This window comes from Mixta hanseatica, assembly GCF_023517775.1.
Lineage (GTDB): Bacteria > Pseudomonadota > Gammaproteobacteria > Enterobacterales > Enterobacteriaceae > Mixta > Mixta hanseatica.
On record NZ_CP082904.1, the window covers coordinates 3,243,616 to 3,265,183 of the forward strand.

At 53.7% G+C, this 21,568-nt stretch carries 27 protein-coding genes and 1 other RNA gene; 6 read left to right on the plus strand and 22 right to left on the minus strand.

Features of this window, described 5'->3' with window-relative positions:
- The first annotated feature begins 36 nt into the window (after positions 1–36).
- The 3 genes from nadK (at position 37) to bamE (ending at position 3,204) form a co-directional block, all read left to right on the plus strand.
- Entirely contained in the window at positions 37–915 is an 879-nt protein-coding gene (gene nadK, locus K6958_RS15375) for an NAD(+) kinase (RefSeq protein WP_249891946.1), read from the plus strand.
- A gap of 87 nt (positions 916–1,002) precedes the next feature.
- Positions 1,003–2,664 carry a DNA repair protein RecN gene (recN, locus tag K6958_RS15380; RefSeq protein ID WP_249891947.1) on the plus strand — a complete coding sequence of 554 codons (1,662 nt, stop codon included), beginning with the start codon at positions 1,003–1,005 and terminating at the stop codon, positions 2,662–2,664.
- Between the two features lie 186 nt (positions 2,665–2,850).
- The gene (bamE, locus tag K6958_RS15385) at positions 2,851–3,204 is read left to right on the plus strand and encodes an outer membrane protein assembly factor BamE (RefSeq protein ID WP_249891948.1); all 354 of its coding nucleotides are present in this window, start codon (positions 2,851–2,853) and stop codon (positions 3,202–3,204) included.
- A 37-nt stretch (positions 3,205–3,241) separates the two neighbouring features.
- Here bamE and K6958_RS15390 read toward each other — a convergent pair whose 3' ends face one another.
- Positions 3,242–3,529, minus strand: coding sequence for an RnfH family protein (locus K6958_RS15390; RefSeq protein ID WP_249891949.1), 288 nt, complete (start codon positions 3,527–3,529; stop codon positions 3,242–3,244).
- Complete coding sequence (locus tag K6958_RS15395; protein ID WP_249891950.1) at positions 3,522–3,956, minus strand: type II toxin-antitoxin system RatA family toxin; 435 nt, start codon at positions 3,954–3,956, stop codon at positions 3,522–3,524. The genes K6958_RS15390 and K6958_RS15395 overlap by 8 nt, the downstream gene beginning before the upstream one ends.
- Positions 3,957–4,115: 159 nt before the next feature.
- On the opposite strand from K6958_RS15395, the gene smpB reads away from it, so the two are divergent.
- Positions 4,116–4,598, plus strand: a complete 483-nt coding sequence (gene smpB, locus K6958_RS15400) for an SsrA-binding protein SmpB (protein WP_249891951.1) — start codon at positions 4,116–4,118, stop codon at positions 4,596–4,598.
- Positions 4,599–4,642: 44 nt separating this feature from the next.
- Positions 4,643–5,006: a transfer-messenger RNA gene (gene ssrA / locus K6958_RS15405) on the plus strand.
- A 122-nt stretch (positions 5,007–5,128) separates the two neighbouring features.
- Here ssrA and K6958_RS15410 read toward each other — a convergent pair.
- The 9 genes from K6958_RS15410 to K6958_RS15450 form a co-directional block, all read right to left on the minus strand.
- Positions 5,129–5,347 carry an ogr/Delta-like zinc finger family protein gene (locus tag K6958_RS15410; protein WP_241700250.1) on the minus strand — a complete coding sequence of 73 codons (219 nt, stop codon included), beginning with the start codon at positions 5,345–5,347 and terminating at the stop codon, positions 5,129–5,131.
- 73 nt (positions 5,348–5,420) lie between these two features.
- Complete coding sequence (locus K6958_RS15415; RefSeq protein ID WP_249894706.1) at positions 5,421–6,461, minus strand: phage late control D family protein; 1,041 nt, start codon at positions 6,459–6,461, stop codon at positions 5,421–5,423.
- Between the two features lie 53 nt (positions 6,462–6,514).
- Complete coding sequence (locus tag K6958_RS15420; RefSeq protein ID WP_249891952.1) at positions 6,515–7,000, minus strand: phage tail protein; 486 nt, start codon at positions 6,998–7,000, stop codon at positions 6,515–6,517.
- Positions 6,997–9,636, minus strand: a complete 2,640-nt coding sequence (locus tag K6958_RS15425; protein WP_249891953.1) for a phage tail tape measure protein — start codon at positions 9,634–9,636, stop codon at positions 6,997–6,999. Before K6958_RS15425 ends, K6958_RS15420 begins: the two co-directional genes overlap by 4 nt.
- On the minus strand, positions 9,629–9,751 hold the full coding sequence (locus K6958_RS15430; protein WP_084971544.1) for a GpE family phage tail protein: 123 nt from the start codon (positions 9,749–9,751) through the stop codon (positions 9,629–9,631). The genes K6958_RS15425 and K6958_RS15430 overlap by 8 nt, the downstream gene beginning before the upstream one ends.
- 14 nt (positions 9,752–9,765) lie before the next feature.
- Positions 9,766–10,089 (minus strand): phage tail assembly protein, encoded by a 324-nt coding sequence (locus tag K6958_RS15435; protein ID WP_249891954.1) that lies wholly within the window; start codon positions 10,087–10,089, stop codon positions 9,766–9,768.
- 57 nt (positions 10,090–10,146) lie between these two features.
- Positions 10,147–10,662, minus strand: a complete 516-nt coding sequence (locus tag K6958_RS15440) for a phage major tail tube protein (RefSeq protein WP_084971537.1) — start codon at positions 10,660–10,662, stop codon at positions 10,147–10,149.
- Between the two features lie 12 nt (positions 10,663–10,674).
- Positions 10,675–11,847: a phage tail sheath protein gene (locus tag K6958_RS15445; protein WP_249891955.1), complete on the minus strand. Its 1,173-nt coding sequence runs from the start codon at positions 11,845–11,847 to the stop codon at positions 10,675–10,677.
- A 36-nt stretch (positions 11,848–11,883) separates the two neighbouring features.
- Entirely contained in the window at positions 11,884–12,900 is a 1,017-nt protein-coding gene (locus tag K6958_RS15450) for a LysR substrate-binding domain-containing protein (RefSeq protein WP_249894707.1), read from the minus strand.
- 201 nt (positions 12,901–13,101) lie between these two features.
- Between K6958_RS15450 and K6958_RS15455 the strand changes: the two genes are divergently transcribed.
- Complete coding sequence (locus tag K6958_RS15455) at positions 13,102–13,434, plus strand: gp53-like domain-containing protein (RefSeq protein WP_249891956.1); 333 nt, start codon at positions 13,102–13,104, stop codon at positions 13,432–13,434.
- Between the two features lie 38 nt (positions 13,435–13,472).
- On the opposite strand, the gene K6958_RS15460 is transcribed toward K6958_RS15455, so the two are convergent.
- The 11 genes from K6958_RS15460 to K6958_RS15505 form a co-directional block, all read right to left on the minus strand.
- Positions 13,473–13,946: a tail fiber assembly protein gene (locus K6958_RS15460; RefSeq protein ID WP_249891957.1), complete on the minus strand. Its 474-nt coding sequence runs from the start codon at positions 13,944–13,946 to the stop codon at positions 13,473–13,475.
- 97 nt (positions 13,947–14,043) lie between these two features.
- Entirely contained in the window at positions 14,044–14,292 is a 249-nt protein-coding gene (locus K6958_RS21335) for a gp53-like domain-containing protein (RefSeq protein WP_434085221.1), read from the minus strand.
- A 127-nt stretch (positions 14,293–14,419) separates the two neighbouring features.
- The gene (locus K6958_RS15465; RefSeq protein WP_249891958.1) at positions 14,420–15,595 is read right to left on the minus strand and encodes a phage tail protein; all 1,176 of its coding nucleotides are present in this window, start codon (positions 15,593–15,595) and stop codon (positions 14,420–14,422) included.
- Positions 15,592–16,206 (minus strand): phage tail protein I, encoded by a 615-nt coding sequence (locus tag K6958_RS15470; protein WP_249891959.1) that lies wholly within the window; start codon positions 16,204–16,206, stop codon positions 15,592–15,594. Before K6958_RS15470 ends, K6958_RS15465 begins: the two co-directional genes overlap by 4 nt.
- Entirely contained in the window at positions 16,203–17,123 is a 921-nt protein-coding gene (locus K6958_RS15475) for a baseplate J/gp47 family protein (protein WP_249891960.1), read from the minus strand. Before K6958_RS15475 ends, K6958_RS15470 begins: the two co-directional genes overlap by 4 nt.
- Entirely contained in the window at positions 17,110–17,463 is a 354-nt protein-coding gene (locus K6958_RS15480; protein ID WP_249894708.1) for a GPW/gp25 family protein, read from the minus strand. The genes K6958_RS15475 and K6958_RS15480 overlap by 14 nt, the downstream gene beginning before the upstream one ends.
- Positions 17,463–18,041 carry a phage baseplate assembly protein V gene (locus tag K6958_RS15485; RefSeq protein ID WP_249891961.1) on the minus strand — a complete coding sequence of 193 codons (579 nt, stop codon included), beginning with the start codon at positions 18,039–18,041 and terminating at the stop codon, positions 17,463–17,465. The genes K6958_RS15480 and K6958_RS15485 overlap by 1 nt, the downstream gene beginning before the upstream one ends.
- 166 nt (positions 18,042–18,207) lie before the next feature.
- Positions 18,208–18,905, minus strand: a protein-coding gene (locus tag K6958_RS15490) for an IS1-like element IS1A family transposase (RefSeq protein ID WP_103215986.1) whose coding sequence is annotated in 2 segments (ribosomal slippage) — positions 18,208–18,656 and positions 18,656–18,905 — 699 coding nt in all. Because the reading frame shifts where the segments join, the coding sequence is not laid out codon by codon here.
- A gap of 311 nt (positions 18,906–19,216) precedes the next feature.
- Positions 19,217–20,014: a hypothetical protein gene (locus tag K6958_RS15495; protein WP_249891962.1), complete on the minus strand. Its 798-nt coding sequence runs from the start codon at positions 20,012–20,014 to the stop codon at positions 19,217–19,219.
- Positions 20,011–20,421 (minus strand): hypothetical protein, encoded by a 411-nt coding sequence (locus K6958_RS15500; RefSeq protein WP_249891963.1) that lies wholly within the window; start codon positions 20,419–20,421, stop codon positions 20,011–20,013. The genes K6958_RS15495 and K6958_RS15500 overlap by 4 nt, the downstream gene beginning before the upstream one ends.
- Before the next feature lie 7 nt (positions 20,422–20,428).
- Positions 20,429–21,508 carry a hypothetical protein gene (locus K6958_RS15505; RefSeq protein ID WP_249891964.1) on the minus strand — a complete coding sequence of 360 codons (1,080 nt, stop codon included), beginning with the start codon at positions 21,506–21,508 and terminating at the stop codon, positions 20,429–20,431.
- Positions 21,509–21,568 lie beyond the last annotated feature (60 nt).

Genomic DNA, 21,568 nt, shown 5'->3' on the forward strand with positions numbered 1-21,568 from the left:
TCAGGGCAGATTTGCCCCATGAGGAAGACCAGCATAATGAACAAACATTTCCAGTGCATCGGCATCGTCGGACATCCCCGTCATCCTACCGCCCTGACCACTCACGAAATGCTCTGGCGCTGGCTTAGCGAGAAAGGCTACGAAGTCATTGTTGAACAACAGATTGCGCGTGAACTGTCGCTGAAACATGTGCAAACCGGATCGCTGGCGGAGATTGGTCAACGTGCCGATCTGGCGGTCGTGGTCGGCGGCGACGGCAACATGCTGGGCGCAGCGCGTGTGCTGGCACGTTACGATATCAAAGTGATCGGCATTAACCGCGGCAACCTGGGCTTTCTCACCGATCTGGACCCGGATAACGCTCAGCAGCAGCTGGATGATGTGCTGCGCGGCGACTATATCACCGAAAAACGTTTTCTGCTGGAAGCGCGCGTCTGTCGCGGCGAAGGCGAGCCACGTATCGGCACCGCGATTAACGAAGTGGTGCTGCATCCGGGCAAAGTGGCGCATATGATTGAGTTTGAGGTCTATATCGATGAGAACTTCGCCTTTTCTCAGCGCTCCGACGGGCTAATTATCTCTACGCCGACCGGCTCTACCGCCTATTCGCTTTCGGCTGGCGGCCCGATCTTAACGCCTTCGTTGGATGCCATCGCGCTGGTGCCGATGTTCCCGCATACGCTTTCTGCCCGGCCGCTGGTGATCAACAGCAGCAGCACTATCCGCCTGCGCTTTTCCGACCGGCGCAACGATCTGGAGATCAGCTGCGACAGCCAAATCGCGCTGCCGATTCAGGAAGGCGAAGATGTGCTGGTGCGCCGCAGCGACTATCATCTCAACCTGATACACCCTAAAAATTACAGTTATTTCAATACGCTAAGCTCAAAATTGGGCTGGTCGAAAAAATTATTTTAAAAAGCGCAACGTGCCACTTTACTGTATATAAAACCAGATTATACTGTACGAAAAACCATGTCTGTGTTTATGTACAGGAAGGCACGTATGCTGGCCCAACTCACCATCAGTAATTTTGCAATTGTTCGCGAGCTGGAAATTGATTTTCAACGTGGCATGACCGCGATTACCGGTGAGACCGGTGCTGGTAAATCCATTGCTATTGATGCGCTGGGCCTTTGTCTGGGCGGCCGCGCAGAGGTGGATATGGTGCGCCAGGGCGCGAACCGCGCCGACCTTTGCGCTCGCTTTAACCTGAAAGACACCCCCTCTGCCCTGCGCTGGCTGGAAGAAAATCAGCTGGACGATGGCCAGGAATGTCTGCTGCGCCGCGTCATCAGCAGTGATGGCCGCTCGCGCGGTTTTATTAACGGAACGGCCGTGCCGCTTTCTCAGTTGCGCGACCTGGGCCAGCTACTCATTCAGATTCATGGTCAGCACGCGCATCAGCTGCTGTTAAAACCAGAACATCAAAAATCCCTGTTGGACGCCTACGCCGATCAGCCGCTGCTGATGCAGAGCATGGCGGCTAACTATCGTCAGTGGCATCAAAGCTGCCGCGCGCTGGCGCAACATCAACAGCAGATGCAAGAGCGCGAAGCACGGCGCGAGCTGCTGCAGTATCAGCTTAAAGAGTTGAACGAATTTGCGCCGGTTGCCGGTGAGTTCGAGCAGATCGATGAAGAATATAAGCGCCTCGCCAACAGCGGCCAGCTGCTTTCCACCAGCCAACAGGCGCTGCACTTACTGGCCGATGGCGATGACAGCAATTTGCAAAGCCTGCTGTATACCGCGCGTCAGATGATGGGCGAGCTGGTGACCATGGATGAAAAGCTGGGCGGCGTGCTGAACATGCTGGAAGAAGCGGCCATCCAGATCAGCGAAGCCAGCGATGAGCTTCGTCACTACTGCGACCGTCTCGATCTCGATCCCAACCGGCTGTATGAGCTGGAGCAGCGCCTGTCGCGCCAGATCAGCCTGGCGCGTAAACATCACGTTGCGCCGGAGGCCTTGCCCGCCTTCCATCAGCAGCTGCTGGAAGAAGAACAGCTGTTGTCGCAGCAGGAGAGCGATCAGGAAGCGCTGAGCCTGGCGGTCACGCAGCATCATCAGGCGGCGCTGGCAAGCGCGCAGAAGCTGCATGAGCAACGCGTGCATTACGCGCAGGAGTTAACGCAGCTGATTACCGAAAGCATGCATGCGCTCTCTATGCCGCACGGCCAGTTTACTATCGCCGTACAGTTTAACCCTGAGCAGCTTACCGCTGAGGGCGCGGATCGTATTGATTTCCGCGTCAGCACCAACCCGGGTCAGCCGTTACAGCCGCTGGCTAAAGTGGCCTCCGGCGGTGAGCTGTCACGCATCGCGCTGGCGATTCAGGTGATTACCGCCCGGAAGATGGATACGCCGGCATTGATTTTCGATGAAGTGGATGTGGGTATCAGCGGACCGACGGCGGCGGTCGTGGGTAAACTGCTGCGTCAGCTGGGCGAGTCAACGCAGGTGATGTGCGTAACGCACCTGCCGCAGGTAGCGGGCTGTGGACACCATCATTTCTTTGTCAGCAAAGAGACCGACGGCGCAATGACCGAGACTCATATGCAGCCGCTGGATAAGCGTGCACGCCTGCAGGAACTGGCGCGTTTGCTGGGTGGCAGTGAGGTGACTCGCAATACGCTGGCGAATGCGAAAGAGCTTTTAGCGGCCTGATATGCACTTTTTTACATTCCTGCGGTCATATGCTTGCTCTGTAAAGGTTTCCAACTGCGGTCAGGTTTATTATCATCGACAGCTTGTCGCCTGAATGAAACACGATGATCGCAGGCTGTGTTCAGACCGTGCTGGCACCAAACTCGCCTGTTTAAAAGGCGTTGAGCCTAAAAAAGGAATGTATAAATGCGCTGTAAAACGCTGACTGCTGCTGCAGTGTTACTTCTCATGATGACTGCTGGCTGTTCCACTCTGGAGCGCGTGGTTTACCGTCCTGATATCAATCAGGGTAACTATCTTACTACCACTGACGTTGCCAAGCTGCGCGTGGGTATGAACAAACAGCAGGTTGCCTATACGCTGGGTACGCCGATGATGAGCGATCCATTCAGCAGCAACACCTGGTATTACGTATTCCGCCAGCAGCCTGGCCATGAGAAAGTGACGCAGCAGACGCTGACGCTGACTTTCGACAGCAGCGGCGTGCTGACCAATATCGATAATAAACCGAACCTGACCGGCAGCAACGCCAGCAACTAATTGGTTATCGGGCATAAAAAAAGGCGCTAAGGCGCCTTTATTTTTTAGCTGAGCGTTCTGCCCGCTGGCGTCGTAGCTCTTTGGGATCGGCGATGAGCGGCCGATAGATTTCCACGCGATCGCCATCGTTCACTTCATCCTGCAGTTTTACCGGACGGCTATAGATGCCGAGCTTATTCTGCGTCAAATCAATATCATGACGCAGTTCCAGTAAACCAGAAGTGCGGATCGCCTGCTCTACGCTGCTGCCTTCCGCCAGTTTCACCTGACGTACATACTGTTTTTCCGGCAGCGCATAAACCACCTCAACAGTAATATCAGGCACGGTAAACCTCTTTCGCGCGCTGGGTAAAGGCCTGAACCATACTGTTTGCCAGCTCTTTGAAGATACGGCCAAACGCCAGCTCAACCAGCATGTTGGTAAATTCAAACTCCAGGTTGAATTCAACTTTACAGGCGTCGTCGCCCAGCGAGGTAAAGGTCCAGCCACCGGTTAGTTTACGGAACGGGCCGTCTACCAGCTGCATGCGGATGCTTTGATTATTAGTAAGCGTGTTATGCGTCACGAACGTTTTGCTGATACCGGCCTTGGAAACATCTACCGACGCCGTCATCTCCTGTTGGGAAGCGGACAGCACGCGGCTTCCCGAACAGCCTGGCAAAAATTCCGGATAGGCATCGACATCGTTAACTAACTGGTACATTTGTTCAGCACTGTAGGGGACGAGTGCGGAACGGCTAATCTGGGCCATATCGTTTCCTGTGATTCCTAAAACGTACAAATAATAGCATTTTCAACAGTCAAACAGAAATTCTCTAAGTCGCAAGGCGTGCTAGAATAGCTTTTTTTCCCGGCGAATTTGGGACCGGGGATGCGATTAACACTGGTCTGATGTAAACTAAGTTGCACTATGACAAAGAAAAAAGCACATAAACCCGGTTCTGCCACTATTGCCCTTAACAAACGCGCCCGCCATGAATACTTCATTGAAGAGGAGTTCGAAGCGGGAATGGCGCTACAAGGATGGGAAGTTAAATCGCTACGAGCCGGTAAGGCTAACATCAGCGACAGCTATATTCTGCTGCGCGACGGTGAAGCTTATCTGTTCGGCGCTACCTTTCAGCCGCTGTCGGTCGCATCCAGCCATGTAGTTTGCGATCCCACGCGTAACCGTAAACTGCTGCTGAACCAGCGCGAGCTGGACAGCCTGTATGGCCGTGTTAACCGCGAAGGTTATACGGTTGTCGCGCTGTCGCTCTACTGGAAAAATGCCTGGTGCAAGCTTAAAATTGGCGTTGCGCGCGGTAAGAAGCAGCATGACAAGCGTGAAGACGTGAAAAACCGCGAGTGGCAGCTGGATAAAGCACGCATTATGAAGAATGCCCATCGCTAAGCGCTGGATTGACCAAACGTTTTTTGCTATACTCTTAAATTCTTGGGGCTGATTCTGGATTCGACGGGATTCGCGAAACCCAAGGTGCATGCCGAGGGGCGGTTGGCCTCGTTAAAAGCCGCAAAAAAATAGTCGCAAACGACGAAAACTACGCACTAGCAGCTTAATAACCTGCTTAGAGCCCTCTCTCCCTAGCCTCCGCTCTTAGGACGGGGATCAAGAGAGGTCAAACCCAAAAGAGATCGCGTGGATGCCCTGCCTGGGGTTGAAGCGTTAAAACTAATCAGGCTAGTTTGTTAGTGGCGTGTCCGTTCGCAGCTAACAAGCGAATGTAAAGACTGGACTAAGCATGTAGTACCGAGGATGTAGGAATTTCGGACGCGGGTTCAACTCCCGCCAGCTCCACCAAATAAAACAAGGGGTTACGCGAAAGCGTAGCCCCTTTTTCTTTGCTGATGGCGGCAAAATGGCGACACAATAAAATTTGTGGCGGCAGCCGAAAGTAAAAGACCCGCCTAAGCGGGTCCTCTTTATAACCATAAAGGTTGTTGCAATTTTCGGTCTGGATGAGGTGGTACTGGTGCGACCTTCAATGGCTTTGCAATGATGGCGGCGACAGTCTCAAGCGATTTGAACGTGCAGCTGCAATTAATGTTCTGGCACTGGTTATAGCGCTCTTTAGTTGTTTTAGAGATTTGCGTGCTGCTACGAGTATGAGCAGCATGACCACATTCCGGGCAGTTCATCATTTTTTATCACCTCATCGCAAAAGTTCACCTAATGGGATGCAATTTATCATTATCAAGAACCTTCCGATAGAATTTATTCCATTTCGAGACCATGAATCTTCACTTCCAGCTCCAGACTGGTGGTAAAGCCGCCGTCACTGCCCAGGCTGTGCGTCAGCGTAGTAATGATCCAGCTGCTGCCGTCCACCTGCTTTTTGAAGCCGCTGACCTTCACCGGCATTTCCGTGTAAAGGTCCGCACGCCCGCGCGCCAGCTGAATGGAGAACGTTGCCACGCCGCGCTGCAGCCGCTCCCACTGCATTTTAGCCGCCCGCTCTGCATTGCTGCGGTTAGCATAGGTCCGGCTCAGTACCAGCACGTTTTCATCCGTGCCGATAAGATAATCGCCCTGCTTTGCCTCCGGCTCCTTTTTCTTCGCGGTGCTTTTCCGCCTGCGCTTAACCTTCGTGGTTTCCTTTTTGGCCGGTTCACGGGTATGCAGCCAGCTGGCAATCACGCCGGTGTAGGCGTCACGGTCCGCCAGGGTAAAGCGGTGACTGTCGCCCGCCGAACGTGTCAGCGTGATAACCGGCAGGGATTTACCGCTGGCCGTCCTGCCCTGCCCCTGCCGGATAAACAGCAGTTTTCCGTTCTTCACGCAGGCCAGCGCCCCGCACTGGCGCGCCAGGCGCATCAGAAAACTGGCATCTGACTCGTTGGTCTGGTCCAGGTGATCGATCGCCATCTTTGCCATATCCTCACCCAGCGCCGGGTCCAGCTTGTGCCTGGCGGCTATCTCTTTCACCATGTCGCCCACGGTGGTTTTATGCCATGACTTTTCGCGCCGGGTGTTGAGTGTTTCGCGGAAATCGGCACTGCGGGCGCGCAGTACCAGCTTGTCCGGTGCGCCGGTGTGTTCGATTTCGTCCACGGTGTAAGAACCTTTTGAAATCAGCGGCTCGCCCTGCCAGCCCAGCGCCAGATTAAGCTGAACGCCCCGGCGTGGCAGCTGCAGCTGGCCGTCCGCGTCATCCAGCTCGATGTCCAGCTGGTCCGCCTCAAAGCCACGATTATCGGTAAGCGTCAGGCTAATCAGTCGCTTTTCGATACGCTGCGTGATGTCGGCGCCGTCCATCGTCAGTCGAAAGGCGGGCGCGCTGGCCGTGCCGGTTATCCATTGTATTGCGCTCACTGGAACAGCCCTCCCACGGCGGCAGCCGCTTTTCCTGCCGCGCCGGTCGCGGCTTTTTGCATGGTTGCCAGCTGGTCACTCAGGCTGCCGAACATCTCGCCCAGCGACTCATCCACCCGTTTCAGCGTCAGCGTGAACTCGATGCGTCGGCACGCGCCGTTACTGAAAAATTCAGCCCGCGTCTGGTTCAGGCTCTCAATCACGAACATGCCAAAGATGGTGCCGCTGCCCTCAATCAGCGGCCACGCCTTGCCCAGCTCCGCCATCTGCTCCAGCGCAAACAGCGACAGCCTGCCGCCGGTAATTTCCGGCAGCAGCGTGCCGGTCAGCGTCAGCGTGTCGGTGTCCGGCCCCAGAAACTGCGCGGACGGCCGCAGCCCCACGCGGCTGTTGGTGGGAAAGCGCCAGCTGCGCTGATACTGCAGCTCCTGATACGGCACCGTTTTCAGCATGAAAACAAACAAACCCAGCGTCATCATCATTCGTCAAATCCTCCCCGGTCACGGTAACTGCTGCGGGCGCGGGCCTGCGCCTGCCGCTCTTTTGCCTTCAGCTGGCGCATCACCTCCGCCACCACGTCCTGTGCGCTCTGCCCTGGCTGCTGCACAATGGTAATCGGGGCATGAATATTCACGGCGGGCGCCGGGCTGCTTCCGGCACTGGCTGCTTTTACCGCTGCCCCGGACTTGACCGGCAGGCTCATCGGATGCAGCGGGCGCGCGGTTGCAGGCGCGGCAGCAGCGCCCATTGCCAGAGCCGCCGTGGCGGCCAGCGCGGCGGTACGCCTGCGGCTGGTAATGCGGGCGGGACCGTTTACCAGCTCCGGGCCGTTTTCGCCAGCAATGCCAAACTGCCCGGACGGGATAAAACCGCCACTGTCAAACAGCCCGGCAAAGCCTGTTTTCTTCGGCGCCGCAGGCTTGCCCGCAGGGCCGTTGCCGCCTGCGGTATCCGGCTTCATCCAGTCCGGCAGGTAGCTGTTCAGCGACGTCAGCTTACTTTTCAGTGCCTCCCATTTCTGACTGATACCCGCCATCAGGCTGTCAATCATCTGCGCCCCGGCCTCCTGAAAACGGACGGGCAGCGCGTTAAGGTCTGCAGTGATTTCATTCCATTTAGTGCTTATCCAGGTGGTGATGGTATTCCATGCGCTAACTGCACCATCGCGGATGGTGACCCACAGCGCGGCAAACTTTGGCCCCAGCGTCTCCCAGTTCTGCCAGATATACAGCGCTGCCATCGCAATCAGACCCACCACGGCCAGAATCGGGTTTGCCAGCATCAGCCGCCCCAGCCACAGCACACCCTTACCCACGATGCCCAGCGCATTACGGATAAGCCCGAATGCGCCGGGCACCTTCAGGCCCAGCATACTGAAGCCCAGGCGCAGCAGGGCCAGCGGGCCAAGAATGGCCGCCGCCGCCAGCGACAGCGCCCCGATGGCCGTCACTGCAATGGCAAACCCGGCGGCCAGCTTGAATAGCGCAGCGGTCAGCTGTGGATGTTGCTGAACAAACTTCCCCAGCGCCGAGGCCAGATTGCCCAGCCAGTCAACCAGGCGTTTCAGGTCAGGGGCCACGGTTTCCCCGATCGCGGACATGGCATTGGTGAATGAGCCGCTGGCGGCGTCCCATTTGTTGCCCAGCGTTTTCAGCGAGGCGTCCACGCGCTCACGCAGCGATGCCTGATTTTCCAGCTTGGCTGCCGTTTCCCGGTAGCCTGCCAGCCCTTTGGTGATCATGTTGTTCAGCACCTGCAGGGTTTCAGAGTCATCGCCAAACATGTCCTTGAGCGTGCTGAGTTTCTTCTCGGTACTCAGTTTGTTCAGCTGGTCCAGCTGCGCATACATCTTTTCGATCCCGGCAAACTCGCCCTTACCGTTGGTAAAGTCGAACTTCACACCGGTGCCCTTCAGGTCCTTGTTCACGCCGCCGATTTTTTTAGTGTCCATCATAGCCTGCAGCACCTTGCGGTAGGCGTTCCCCGCCGAGCCGCCGTCCATGCCCTGCTGGTCCGCCATGACCAGCAGCGGCGCAAAGGCTTTTGCCGCATCCAGCCCCTTCATCTTGATGATGTCCATCGCGCTGCCGATTTTGGCAAAGCCCTGCAGCATGTTTTCCGAATCCACCCCGGCGTAGAAGCCTTTCTGGATGATGTCGGTCAGCGCCATCATGTCTTTTTCAGAGGTTTGCGTGGCATCCTGCAGCTTGGCGGCAAACTCCGCCGCGTCCGTGGGCGCCATCTTCAGCTGCACGCCCAGATAGGCGGTGGCTTCACCCAGCCCGCCCAGGATGGACTGCGCGGACATCCCCTGACGGCGCAGCATGGTCATCATGTTCTGGAAGTCCGCCGTGGTGCCGGGCAGCCTGTCGCCCAGGCTGACGGCCAGCCGGTTTATTTTTTCAAACTCCGGTGAGACCTTCGCCCCTGGTCCCATCATGGAGGCGGCCAGCTGCGTGGCGGCATCCTCTGAATCGGCGTACGCCCTGACCGGCGCCATCATCGTCATGCCTGTTGCCACGCCGGACGCCACCATACCTGCACCGTTCCCGGCCAGGTTATTGCGCAGCGCCTGCGTTTTCTCCCGGCGCGCCCGGATGGCGTTCAGCTTCTGCTGGCGCTCGCCGAGTTTTCGCAGGGTCGCCTGCTGGCGTTCAAGGGCACCGCTGGCCACTTCCGCGTCGGTTTTCAGGCGGCGCTGCGCGGCGCTCAGCTGTTTTGTATCGATACCGGCGGCGTTCAGCGCCTCACGCTGGCGCTGCACGGACAGGCGCAGCCCGTTATATTTCTGCTGCAGTTCGCTGGCGCGGTTTTTGGCCTGCTCCAGCAGCCGGGCCTGCTGTGCAGTAGGGCGGTTGGTGGCGGCAAACTGCGTTGCCAGCGCCGCCGCCTCCTGCCGGGCAGCGGCCAGATTTTTTTCGGTGATGGCAAGCTGCGATCGGGTTTTGCGGAACCCGTCAATTTTTCCGGCCTGCTCGTTCAGGGATTTCAGGGTGTCTTTACTGGCTTTCAGCGCGGCGGCCAGCTCCCTGGAACCGGCCTGGGCGTTTCGGAAAGGACGGGTGATTTTATCCACCGCGTTTAAAACCACCTGCAGCCGCAGGTTTGTGTCACTCATCGTCACCGGCTCCGCTTCGCAATATCGCTTTATGCCGCCACTCCAGCACTTCGGTAAGCGGCATCACGTCAGTGACGGACGGCGGCCAGTGAAAAATGGTGGCGATGTCCGCCACCAGGTCATCCACCGTCAGTTCGTCGGGAAATCCGACAGCACCGACTTCGGCAACAAAAAAGTGACCACCTCCACCGACAGCGCCAGCAGGTCGGCAGGGTCCATTTCGGCAATCTCATGCGGCTGCAGCGCGGGCTGGCTGATGCGCGGGATCACCGTCATCATCGCGTTCACGTCCATATCCATCAGCGCCTGCAGGCGGGTGCCGCGCAGTGCGCCGGACTGCGGCTTGCGCAGGGTCACGCTGGTAATCTGCTCTTTTCCGCGCGTCACCGGCGTGTCCAGGGTGAGGGTTTTCTGCTGCGGCTGCGGTACGGCGTCGTTTTTAATCTCTGTCATCGTTTTATGTCCTGAAAAATAAGTTATGCAGCGGCAGGGCTTCCCCTGCCGGGGTTATCAGAGGCCAAGGGCGCTTTTGTGTTTTTCCATCAGATCCGTGCCGCCCACGATTTCGACCATGTTCACCAGGTCAACTTCGTACAGCACCTCGCCGTTAATGGTCAGCTTCGCGTAGCTGTTGGTGCCGGATACTTTGGTGCTGTTGCTCTCGCCGGTTTTCCACTCGCCGGAATCCACCTCCTTGTGGCGACCGCGTACGACCAGCTCCACCGCCTGCACCTCGCCGGTGCTGTCCGTCTGAATGGAGCCGGTAAAGCGCAGCTGAATGGCATCCGCCGTAGCGGCACCCATCTGCTTGAACAGCAGCAGCTCCGTGCCGCCGATGGAAAATTCAGTGTCCAGCGCGCCGTCATCCAGCCCCATATCAATGTCCACCGCGCCCGGCATCCCGCCGCCACGGTATTTTTCAAACTTGCGGGTAAACTTCGGCAGGGTCACGGACTCAACCAGCCCCATCCAGTTATTCCCGGCATTAAACATATTCAGGTGCTTCAGCTTGCGGGGTAATGCCATCTGTTTTTCTCCTTACGCGCTGACCTGGCTGGCAAAATTCACCAGATACTGGTCCGTGATGCGCTGGCGCAGCATCAGGTTTTCCAGCGGCGGCACCGGCGTGTAGTCATAGTCAATGGTGAGTTTGCCCGCCTTGAGCGTGTCCTTGTCGTTCACGCTCTCATCCAGCCAGCAGTCGGCGCCGATGAGATAGCCCTGGCTGACCAGGCTGCGTAGCTTGGCGCGAATGCTTTCAATGATGTCGCGGGCCAGCGACGGGTTCAGGACGCCGTCCACCGCCCACATCTGCGCCTCCGCCATCGTGTCCATCAGCACCTGCGCGGTGCGGGTGTAGTTCTCAAACGCAAACAGCGGATCGTCACTCAGGCAGCGGGAACCCCAGAAGCGGAAGCCGTCCTGGCGGATCAGCGTGGTGACGTCGTTCTGGTTCAGCAGACCCGCATCGGTTGCCGGATCCTGCAGGTCCCAGAAGACGTCTGCGGAAATGCCGGTGACGCCGTTCACGCCCACGTTGGACAGGGTTTTGTGCCAGCCGGTCTGCTGGTCGATTCGGGCGCGCAGGCCGAGCGCACGGGCGGTGGCATAGGCCGTGGAGTCCGCGTTCAGCACGGTGTCAAAGTTGATGAAATCCGGCCAGATAAGCATCCCTTCGCGCTGGCTGAAGTTGGCGCGATAGGCGATCGCCTCTTCCACGGTCTTACAACCGTAGGCAGAGAGATAGGCAAAGCCGCGCAGGCTCTGCGCCACGGATAACAGTTCCGTTGCCACCGCCTGCGTGTCGTGTCCGGGCACGCCGAGGATGCGCGGTTTAACGCCGCATTTGGCCTGCGCGGTCAGCAGCGCTTTCATGCCGGTGCGTTTGCCGTCTGCGGTCACGCCGCCGATGATGTTGGACGTGGTTTCCGCTTCGGTTTCGCCCTGCGCCACGCGCACGACCACGGTCACGGGTTTGGCCTGATCGCCGATCGCATCGAGCGAACGGGCCAGCGTTCCGGACTCGCCCGCTTTGCCGCTGGCGGTCAATACGTCCGTGAGTAAAACGGGGGTATTCAGCGGAAAGGTCGCTGCGTCGGCATCGTCTGCGGTGCAGACCATGCCCACAATCGCGGTGCTTACCGTTGAGATGGTACGGGTGCCTTCGTTAATTTCCGTAACGCGCACACCGTGATGATAATCGTCTGCCATGTAGCAAATCTCCAGTTAAGGGGTTTTGCTATGGTGTTACGTGGCTCCGGTTGATTCACGCCCTTGCTGTTGTATGAGGTCTGACACAACGGACGACTGTCTTTTTTTCAGTTCCTTTTGCTCAGCTGCCGGGATGTAGCGATACAGTGTCTTAACCGAAACATCCAGAACCAGCGCCACCTGATGCAGGGTCGCACCGTTACGTAACATCCGCCTGGCTCTTTCGGTTACCTCTTCTGTCATTATCCTGCGGCGCCCGCCTATACGGCCTTTTTCACGCGCCGCCGCCAGTCCTGCACGGGTACGCTCAACAATCAGCTCGCGCTCCATTTCCGCCAGCGCCCCCATAACATGAAAAAAGAAGCGGCCCATTGGCGTACTGGTATCGGAATTATCAACCAGCAGGCTGCCCGCAGGACGTAGCGAAACAATGCTCCCGTCTTCGATAAACTTCCATTCCATGACGTCACGACTATGGTCGCTAAAAAAATTAATTGCCCGATGTTTATCCAGATCCGCAAGTGTTTCTGGCCGCTTATGCTGCTGCAGGTAAGACGGGGCTGCACAGGTAACCATCCGGATGTCACCAAGACGTCTGGATATAAAACTTGAATCCTGAAGCGCGCCCAGGCGGACAAGGCAATCTACGCCTTCCGTAATCAAATCAGTTTTTTTATCCGATGAAACCAGCACAACTTCAATACCGGGGTACAGTGCCTGAAAATGCCTAAGGTTAGGGATCAATATGGCATGCGCCAGCGCCAGGGGGACATCAAGTCTCAGGCGTCCTCGCGGTGGAAGTGTCGTTGAAAAACTGGCCATCATGTCATTAACTTCGGCCAGAACATGCCTGGCATGATGATAGAACTCATCCCCTTCAGCAGTAACGCTCAGCTTTCGGGTTGTGCGATAAATGAGTTTTACACCCAGATCATGCTCTATCTGTTGTATCGCTTTGCTCACGGTGGGGCGATGGATCTGAAGTACATCAGCAGCTTTTGTGAAGCTACCCTGCTCAACAACCTGTATGAAAATATTTAGGTATTCAATCATGTTGGTATGCACGTGATCACCTGTTTTGTAGGCTGTTTAAAACTGGCATTGTAAGGTAAACCATCCCAACGACATTATTTCTTTTTGTTCAGATAAGGACTTCCAGGCTGTCAAGATGTCCGCTTCTGGCACTTAGCGGACTGAGGACGCCAAGACATTGCTATTTGTCTCTCTAACGTTGGTTTGGGCGAAGCGGCAAAGATGAGCGCTGCAGAAGCAAGCATGACAGGTGGGAATGGATGGCTAATGGTCCCTGTCAATATATCTGGAGTTGAGCAGAAGATTATTTTTCAATGGGGGTACGTGTCCGGTAGTTCAACTTATAAAGTTAATTACCCTGTTGTGTTTCCAAATAGTGTTAAATGCTTTTTTGCCATCCCAAACACGACGCTTGAGGCTGGCATCAGTTATTTATCAATGGCAAACGTTACGCCTATAAGTAATTCCCAAGCCACGATTATTGTCGGAAAGGTCACAAATGGTAATGCTGAATTGTTTACGCGGGCGGTTCACTGGTTTGCTGTAGGATACTAGTTAGTATTAATGAATAAAAAAGCCCTTTCGGGCTTTTTTTAATTCGGCCATACAGGAAGCACATAACCATTATCAACTGCCTCAATTAAAATCCATGAAGGAATCTCAGGCAATTTTATTCGCGGCCAGCCCTCATCATTAGGCCAGCTTTTGAAGCTGGCACGCACCTTTAACAATTCTTCACGCTGTTCATCAGTCAAGGGTATATCGTTGATTGTGTAATCCACAACTAACATCCGGTCTGTCGCCAGTATAAAATCATCGCGTAGCTTTCTTGCCCGCGCTTTTATTTCATCCTCAGACACTTCAGGCACAGGCATAGCAATCCAGCATGGACAACCGCTATTATCAGCACCCCGTATTTTCCCAGCGGGCGGCATTCCGGAAAATTCCATAAAAACTTCATCACTCACATCTTTTAAATCATCCGGGAGCGTACCTGCGCTTTTGTATGCTTCTTTAAGCGCTTCAGGGTAAAAAGCATTGTTCTTAGGGCTAAACCAGTAATTCATCAATAATTCTCCATTAAAATATGCGTGACCATTTTAATTGTCTTTTATATGGCGGGTGATAAGTTACTGTTGTGCCATGCACTAAAGAACATAAAATTCAGTACCCGATTACTATGTAAAAGCCATAGCATGCGCTTCCGTTAGAACCACGCGTAACACTTCCCCCCTCTGTTTGAGCATTCAATACTGTTGCTGAAGCTGTTATTTTAGAAAGCCCGGATAAAGATACTGCATATACTGTTGGCCTTGTATATTGAGAGGCTGCATCATGTGATGCGACGGCAGCAAAAATACCATTAGGAAATGCAACTGGCAGATTGAAAACCATTTCCGTTGCTGACGTCATGGATAAAAAACGCCCCCACTGAACAATAATTCCTTTTCCATTACTAACTGGTACGTTTAACCATCCTGCAGCAGATAACGATGCTGTCGAGGCGGGCAGTTTGGCCGCTTCGCCCAAACCAACGTTTTTACCAACCTATACCCCATACCGTTACTGTAGAAGGTGATTTGGAATAGCTGGACGCGGCAGCAAACGTCGCACGATCTACTATCGCGGATGATGTGTACGGGGTGCCATTCGTTGCATAAATGGTCGAATTGGTCAGAGCCTGAATAATTGAAAGGCAGGCGGCAGGAAATGCAACCGGCCATGATGAATTAACGACAACCATCGTCCCATCGGTAGATTGCGGCACGGTAACGGATTTCCACTGCAAAATAATATTCCGCACTGTACCGCTAATAACTACCGGTACGGAAAGCCACCCTGAACCGCTTGTTGCTGCTGAGGCTGCAGGCAGTTTTGCCGCCTCGCCCAAACCAAGGTTTTTAAGAAACGCCGCCACGTCGGCAATATCGCTGCCGTTCTTCGCAATATCCATTTTCCCGGCCAGCTTGTTCAGCACCGTGGCGGAGAAGTTCGGGTCATTGCCCAGCGCGTCGGCCAGTTCTTTCAGCGTGTCCAGCGTGGCGGGTGCGCTACCTGCCAGCGCAGAAAGCGCGGCGGCCACAAACGCCGTGGTTGCCAGCTGCGTGGAATTGTTGCCCGCTGCGGGCGTCGGCGCTTTTGGCGTACCGGTAAACACCGGGCTGGCCTTTGGCGCATACTGCGAATGTGGATCGGTAGCGGCCAGATGTTTTGACATCAGGCTGTCCACGTACTGGCGTACCTCCAGCACGTTTTCATCCACATACTGGCGCGTTGCCAGCACCACGGACGGGTCCACCTTCAGCGTAATGGCATCAGTGCTGCTGACAATCAGGATCATGCGCAGGCGCTGCGTACGTCCGCTGCCCTCCTGCAGCTGCGGCTTGTAGGTGTCAGCGGTATTACAGACCGCAATCAGCGTGCCGTCACCGTCAAACAGCCCCATCTCCCGAATCCAGAAGCCACCTTCCGTTTCAGGGATAACCTGTTCTGCAATAATCTGGCTGCCGTTGGCCGCGTCAACGGTCAGCGAATTGAGCGCCGCCCGGCGCACCTCGTTTACCAGCTTCGTCTGGCTGGCGTTCGGCGTGGGCGACGTACCGCCACCGTCTCCCACCGCCATGTGCGTGATATTCAGCTTTGTGCCGAGCGATACGGCGTTGGCAATTTTCGCCGCGCCGAGGTTGGTGACAATCGCATAATATTTTTGTGTCATGGTCCCACTTCCAGCAAGTCGATAACGTGAGTCGCCGCACCCGGATAGCTCCGGCCGCTGACGGAAATAATGTCAGGTGTATAGGGGTAAACGGTGAGATCGTCACCGCCATAGCTGGCGGCACCGAGATAACACTGGCCGCCGCTTTGCAGGTTGATGGACATGCCCAGCATGTGGCGGCTGGTAGGCTTTGCATCACTTATCAGGCGCTCCAGCTCCTGATAGCTTTCTTCCGTGATGCCCTGCTCCTGCACGCCAATATCCAGCCGGAAGGTGCCGGGCGCCTCGCCGTTCTGCCACCATTCAATAACGCGGATAAGAAAACCGAACGGCTCCACCACGCGGCGCACCGCGCTGATGGTTCCCTTGTGCTGATGGATGTAAAACGCATCCTGTACCACCTTGCGCTTGACGCTCTCCGCCCAGCTCTCATCCCAGCGGTCTACCGAAAATGCCCATGCAAGGTACGGTAAAAACTTTACCGGGCAGGTTGCCGGGTTCCACAGTTCACGCAGCGGCACCTTCAGCCCGGACAGATCGCTGCAGGCTTCTGCCAGCCTGCGCTCAGTGGCAGACGACCCCGGCGGTAACAGACTGTTATTCAGGCTCATACCGTTCCCCCTGCTGCATCACCTGCCACCGTTATCAGCGTGCCGGTGCAGTAACCTGCCTGCGTGCGGTCCATGATGATGTCGCGGGCCGGTTCGACCATTTCAACCCAGTCCACGCCAGCCACGCGCAGCACTGCCCCGTAAGAGTCCTGGCGCACGCTGCGCCCCAGCTTCGCCTGCTCTTTCAGGTAGGCGGCCAGCGCCGCGTTAGCAGCATCCAGACAGGGACCGGCCACCACGCCGTCATAAAGATGCAGCCTGGCTTCCACGCTGTAGGGGAATATTTCAGCCCCCTGCACCGTCACGCGGTCCGCCACCGGGCGCACGCTTTCGTCATTCAGCGCGCTGTCCACGACAGTCAGCAGGTCAGCCGGTGCCGTGCCGTCCCCTTCCCGGCTCAGTACGGTAATTAACACCTCCGCCGGTGCCGGGCTGGTTGCCGATACGTCCGCCACCCGCCCGTCCGCACTCTTGGCGTAAAACTCATAGGCCGCTTTCGGTCCGGCCACGCTCAGCCCTTCAAACGCATCCGGTACGCGCAGGCGCAGGTCATCGTCCGTTTCCATCTCCGCTTCAACCGGCGGGATGGCCTCCGGGTCCGCCGGGGTAATGGTCAGGCGCTTCAGGTTGTAATTCGCTGCCAGCTGGTCCAGATCGCTGCCGAGCGCGTAGGCCACCATCACTGCCTGCGCGGCTTCGTTGATGCGCTGGCGCAACAGGATTTCCCGGTAGGCATTTTCCTGCAGCAGCTTAACCACCGGTTCAGACTCCAGCGCCAGCGTGCGGCGCACCGCCTCCTGCTCATCGGCCGGATGCAGCGCGATAAACGCCGCCCTGCGCTCCGCCAGCAGCGTTTCAAAGTCCGGCACCTCCACCACTTCCGGCGCGGGCAGTTGTGAAAGGTCAATTACCGCCACGGTTTCCTCCCATTGAGACGTTCATGGCCAGCGGCGAACCGTCCGCACGCTGCCCGGTTAACTCCACCTGCAGGGAGCCGTCATAGTTGCGGCTTATTTGCAGGGCACTGAGCCTGATACGCGGCTCCCAGCGGCTCAGCGCGGCGTAGATGGCGGCCATCAGCTGCAGGTTCAGCGCATCGTTCTGCGGCTGGTCCATCAGGGCAAACAGCATCGAGCCGTATTCACGCCGGGCAATACGGCTGCCCTGCGGGGTCATCAGGATGTCCCGGACCGACTGGCGAATATGATCGGTGTCCGTCAGCGCCCTGCCGGTCTGCCGGTTCATGCCGAGATACATCACTGCGGACCGCCTGACGTATCGCCGCCGGACTTCACGCCGCCGTGTTTATGCGCATCCAGCACCACGCCGTTAGAACTCATTGCCCCGCCGCGCTGCGTCACGCCGCCGTTAATGGTCATTTCAGCGTTGATTTGTGCCTGGTCAGCGTTGAGCGCAAAGCGCTTCGTGTTCAGCTCCATATTTTCAGCCCCTTCGATCACCACGTTCTGCACGCCCTTAATCAGCCAGCGGTGTTTGGCCGGGTCATACTCAAACCAGCCGCCGTCCGGGTATTCGGTTACGCTGCCCTCCGCTGAATCGGACGGCGGCGGGAAGGTATCGGAATAAATGGCGGGCAGCGCAAAGGCGGTTTCCAGATGGCCGCCGAGGCTCAGCAGCACAACCTGCTCGCCCACGGTGGGTGCCCACCATGTGCGGGTGTTACCGGCGCGCAGGGTCAGCCAGCTAATCCAGTTGGTTTCAAGGTCGCCCGTTTTCACCCGGCACAGCCAGTTGTCCCGGTCCACGTCCGAGACAATGCCGGTGCGGATCAGGTTGGTGATAAGGCGCATGATTTCGGTGAGTTGTGCGTTCATGCCAGGAGATTGCCACAAACGAAGATTGACAGGCAGTGGTGGGCATTGTGTGAGATGTGGTACAAAGGTTTACTGAACTAACTCATTAGGCTAATTTTTTATTTGCTATGAGTTAAGTTTGAATGACATGCTGACTTGTGTCGGAAGCGAAGGTAATGACTCCAACTTATTGATAGTGTTTTATGTTCAGATAATGCCCGATGACTTTGTCATGCAGCTCCACCGATTTTGAGAACGACAGCGACTTCCGTCCCAGCCGTGCCAGGTGCTGCCTCAGATTCAGGTTATGCCGCTCAATTCGCTGCGTATATCGCTTGCTGATTACGTGCAGCTTTCCCTTCAGGCGGGATTCATACAGCGGCCAGCCATCCGTCATCCATATCACCACGTCAAAGGGTGACAGCAGGCTCATAAGACGCCCCAGCGTCGCCATAGTGCGTTCACCGAATACGTGCGCAACAACCGTCTTCCGGAGCCTGTCATACGCGTAAAACAGCCAGCGCTGGCGCGATTTAGCCCCGACATAGCCCCACTGTTCGTCCATTTCCGCGCAGACGATGACGTCACTGCCCGGCTGTATGCGCGAGGTTACCGACTGCGGCCTGAGTTTTTTAAGTGACGTAAAATCGTGTTGAGGCCAACGCCCATAATGCGGGCAGTTGCCCGGCATCCAACGCCATTCATGGCCATATCAATGATTTTCTGGTGCGTACCGGGTTGAGAAGCGGTGTAAGTGAACTGCAGTTGCCATGTTTTACGGCAGTGAGAGCAGAGATAGCGCTGATGTCCGGCGGTGCTTTTGCCGTTACGCACCACCCCGTCAGTAGCTGAACAGGAGGGACAGCTGATAGAAACAGAAGCCACTGGAGCACCTCAAAAACACCATCATACACTAAATCAGTAAGTTGGCAGCATCACCGGAAGCGAAAATTACTTGTATCGTGGTATATTTTTAACAGGGCGAATTTCTAAATAATTTTAGAAGTGAGGAGTTCTTCTAAACTCTTAGCAGCTAACATATTAGGACTAGCGTACCATTATAAATACCATTAAATCAAAGCTTTAGCTATTTTTGGCACAAACACCCCGGTAAATATAACAAAAAATTAGCGACCATGGCACCGGAAACCAAATGCTGAATTATGGCCGCAAAAAAAATACTAGTCACATCAAAATCAAGCAAAATATTCCGGGTGCAAATTCTTTAAGTACTGAAAAAAATTATTAATATCGTTCGGAATTTGCCCATCAGTCTCCCATTGAGTACATATGTCAGTTATAGATATTTTACACTGCCCTTTAGCAAGACTAGCATTTGTACCAGCACTTTTATCCATGGGATTGAAGTGTAAATCAGCTATAAAACATCTTACTTTAACAATTCCATCATTAGGCTTAACTGCTGTGAAATCAAAAAAATTAGAGTTGGTGGCAGGCACCATCGAATATGCAACAGGAGATAATTTGAAGCATTTATTACACTCATCTATTCTATCTTTGATTTTCGAATAATTTTGGTAATTCCCTGAAGATAGATAAGTATACCAATCTTTAAGGAAGGTCATAGCTCCGGGCTTTTGATGATAGATTAACAATCCAGCATATTGCTCTCTTTTTAGGTAACGTGTTATTAATTGTAACAATCCTTCAAATACTGAATTTAAATTATAGCCTCTTTTTGCTTCAGCCAACCATGTGAAACGGTTTTGGCCATCGCGGATAGTTAAATCAACAGTTCCATTTGAATTGGTTTGTTCAGTTGCATCATATCCTTTCATTCTCAAAGATAATGCTATCAAATTTGTAATCTTATCTTCATCATCACAATAATACTTGTTAGAAGACCTTTCTAAATCAGTCATTATGAAATCTATATCATCATATAACTTATTAATAAATTGCTCTTCATTAAATGGCGTTATAATACTTGTCAATGAAGCTAATAAATCGGGAGATAGATTAAGTTGAGTCATTCTTTCTCCCAATCCAAAATACAGTAAAATGATATATTTCTCACATCAAAATCGTCAATTTCACACCCTGAAGATAAACTTATTGGGGGTTTACCAAAAGTTAATGCATTATAGTAAGACTCTGCCTCAATAGCTACTGGGTCTGTGTCATCTTCATTATAATAACAATAAATTAAATCGAGAAAATTTGATCCTCCACCACAAAAATAAGAAACAACTTCAAATACCTCGTGATCATTTTCTGATCCTGAAGCTAAACGGATGCGATTAATATGATAGTAAGTTATATTTCTATTCTGATCGACATAATCTATGAAATTATTATATTTTATTATTATAGGTAGCTCAGGGAAAGCATCCCTGAGCTCATAAACTTTCTCGCGTTGAGATTTAATTCGCAACGACATTTTAATTTCACTTAGATTCGTTAATGACATGATTAATTATACTATTTAACGAGGCAGTATCTGCTGGGTTTTCAATAAAAAACTCAGGGCATATGGCGTCATCTAGCCATTGTTTTTTATTTGGTTCTAAACCAACCTCTGTCCTAACAATACCACTTGCATTTTGGCTATCTAAACGAACGGCTATAGCCCTGCATTCGAAGCTATCATTATTATTACTTTTATCATTTACTTCAAGCTCTCTTGCATTGTATGCAGGATTAGTCCGACATGTGAACTTAACATCAGATCCAGTATTAGTACCATTATAAACAATATGTACCGCTCTTCCATAAGTGCTATCAGCATGTAATTTCGAGATGGCCTTATAAAAATTTAGCGATGTCTTATTTAAATTAACTTGAGCCTGTTCAAAAATATAATTTAATGCATTCTTAACACCTAACATGGCTTTAGCCAAATGCCTTTTAGGGATTGTTTTAGGAACGCGAAACTCAATGCGACTATAATCATTAGGGATAAACGCTATTGTAAAAAACTGATACGAAAGCGTATGCGTTAAGGCAGTTCCTAGCATACGCGGCGCTTCATTATATATATAGGAAAAAATGAATGCTATTCCATCTCCCATAATTTTTGTTTGAGTAAGATAAGTACCGGGATAAACAGTAGACGTATTTACTTCACCGACATATTTCTTTTTAGGGTAAATATCCGCCAAGTTTTTTTCTGTAGGAGCACTTACCACAAGATGATCCAGAGCCCGCTTTTGAGGATCTGTTGGTGTAATTGAGTCTATTGAGTAGAAATGTGAAGCAGAAATGATTACTCTATTAACAAGAGAATCAAGGTTGTCTAAGTTTGCATTTGGTCTATCTTCAGATGGATTGAGAATACTATCCTCTATGACATCCAGGCACGCGCTCCAACCCTTACCGGAAACTGGGAAGCCGTATACAGGGCCTAACTGCGTTGTATAAGAAAACTGGTCAGTTTCTTGTAATCCTTTCAACAAGTTAGAAAGTCGTTCTCTATCAACATCGCTAACAACTGTTGTTTGCTGATTTAAATTTGCTTGTGCAGTCATAAGAATCAAATCCATAACGAAAATGCCAAACAGGCAAAACTTGATAAATTAAACTACTTA

Coding starts and splice junctions, on each gene's coding strand:
- nadK (WP_249891946.1), top strand. CDS start 37: ATGAACAAACATTTCCAGTGCATCGGCATCGTCGGACATCCCCGTCAT.
- recN (WP_249891947.1), top strand. CDS start 1,003: ATGCTGGCCCAACTCACCATCAGTAATTTTGCAATTGTTCGCGAGCTG.
- bamE (WP_249891948.1), top strand. CDS start 2,851: ATGCGCTGTAAAACGCTGACTGCTGCTGCAGTGTTACTTCTCATGATG.
- K6958_RS15395 (WP_249891950.1), bottom strand. CDS start 3,956: ATGGCCCAGATTAGCCGTTCCGCACTCGTCCCCTACAGTGCTGAACAA.
- smpB (WP_249891951.1), top strand. CDS start 4,116: ATGACAAAGAAAAAAGCACATAAACCCGGTTCTGCCACTATTGCCCTT.
- K6958_RS15410 (WP_241700250.1), bottom strand. CDS start 5,347: ATGATGAACTGCCCGGAATGTGGTCATGCTGCTCATACTCGTAGCAGC.
- K6958_RS15415 (WP_249894706.1), bottom strand. CDS start 6,461: ATGGACGGCGCCGACATCACGCAGCGTATCGAAAAGCGACTGATTAGC.
- K6958_RS15420 (WP_249891952.1), bottom strand. CDS start 7,000: ATGATGATGACGCTGGGTTTGTTTGTTTTCATGCTGAAAACGGTGCCG.
- K6958_RS15425 (WP_249891953.1), bottom strand. CDS start 9,636: ATGAGTGACACAAACCTGCGGCTGCAGGTGGTTTTAAACGCGGTGGAT.
- K6958_RS15435 (WP_249891954.1), bottom strand. CDS start 10,089: ATGACAGAGATTAAAAACGACGCCGTACCGCAGCCGCAGCAGAAAACC.
- K6958_RS15440 (WP_084971537.1), bottom strand. CDS start 10,662: ATGGCATTACCCCGCAAGCTGAAGCACCTGAATATGTTTAATGCCGGG.
- K6958_RS15445 (WP_249891955.1), bottom strand. CDS start 11,847: ATGGCAGACGATTATCATCACGGTGTGCGCGTTACGGAAATTAACGAA.
- K6958_RS15450 (WP_249894707.1), bottom strand. CDS start 12,900: ATGATTGAATACCTAAATATTTTCATACAGGTTGTTGAGCAGGGTAGC.
- K6958_RS15455 (WP_249891956.1), top strand. CDS start 13,102: ATGAGCGCTGCAGAAGCAAGCATGACAGGTGGGAATGGATGGCTAATG.
- K6958_RS15460 (WP_249891957.1), bottom strand. CDS start 13,946: ATGAATTACTGGTTTAGCCCTAAGAACAATGCTTTTTACCCTGAAGCG.
- K6958_RS21335 (WP_434085221.1), bottom strand. CDS start 14,292: ATGACGTCAGCAACGGAAATGGTTTTCAATCTGCCAGTTGCATTTCCT.
- K6958_RS15465 (WP_249891958.1), bottom strand. CDS start 15,595: ATGACACAAAAATATTATGCGATTGTCACCAACCTCGGCGCGGCGAAA.
- K6958_RS15470 (WP_249891959.1), bottom strand. CDS start 16,206: ATGAGCCTGAATAACAGTCTGTTACCGCCGGGGTCGTCTGCCACTGAG.
- K6958_RS15480 (WP_249894708.1), bottom strand. CDS start 17,463: ATGTATCTCGGCATGAACCGGCAGACCGGCAGGGCGCTGACGGACACC.
- K6958_RS15485 (WP_249891961.1), bottom strand. CDS start 18,041: ATGAACGCACAACTCACCGAAATCATGCGCCTTATCACCAACCTGATC.
- K6958_RS15495 (WP_249891962.1), bottom strand. CDS start 20,014: ATGACTCAACTTAATCTATCTCCCGATTTATTAGCTTCATTGACAAGT.
- K6958_RS15500 (WP_249891963.1), bottom strand. CDS start 20,421: ATGTCGTTGCGAATTAAATCTCAACGCGAGAAAGTTTATGAGCTCAGG.
- K6958_RS15505 (WP_249891964.1), bottom strand. CDS start 21,508: ATGACTGCACAAGCAAATTTAAATCAGCAAACAACAGTTGTTAGCGAT.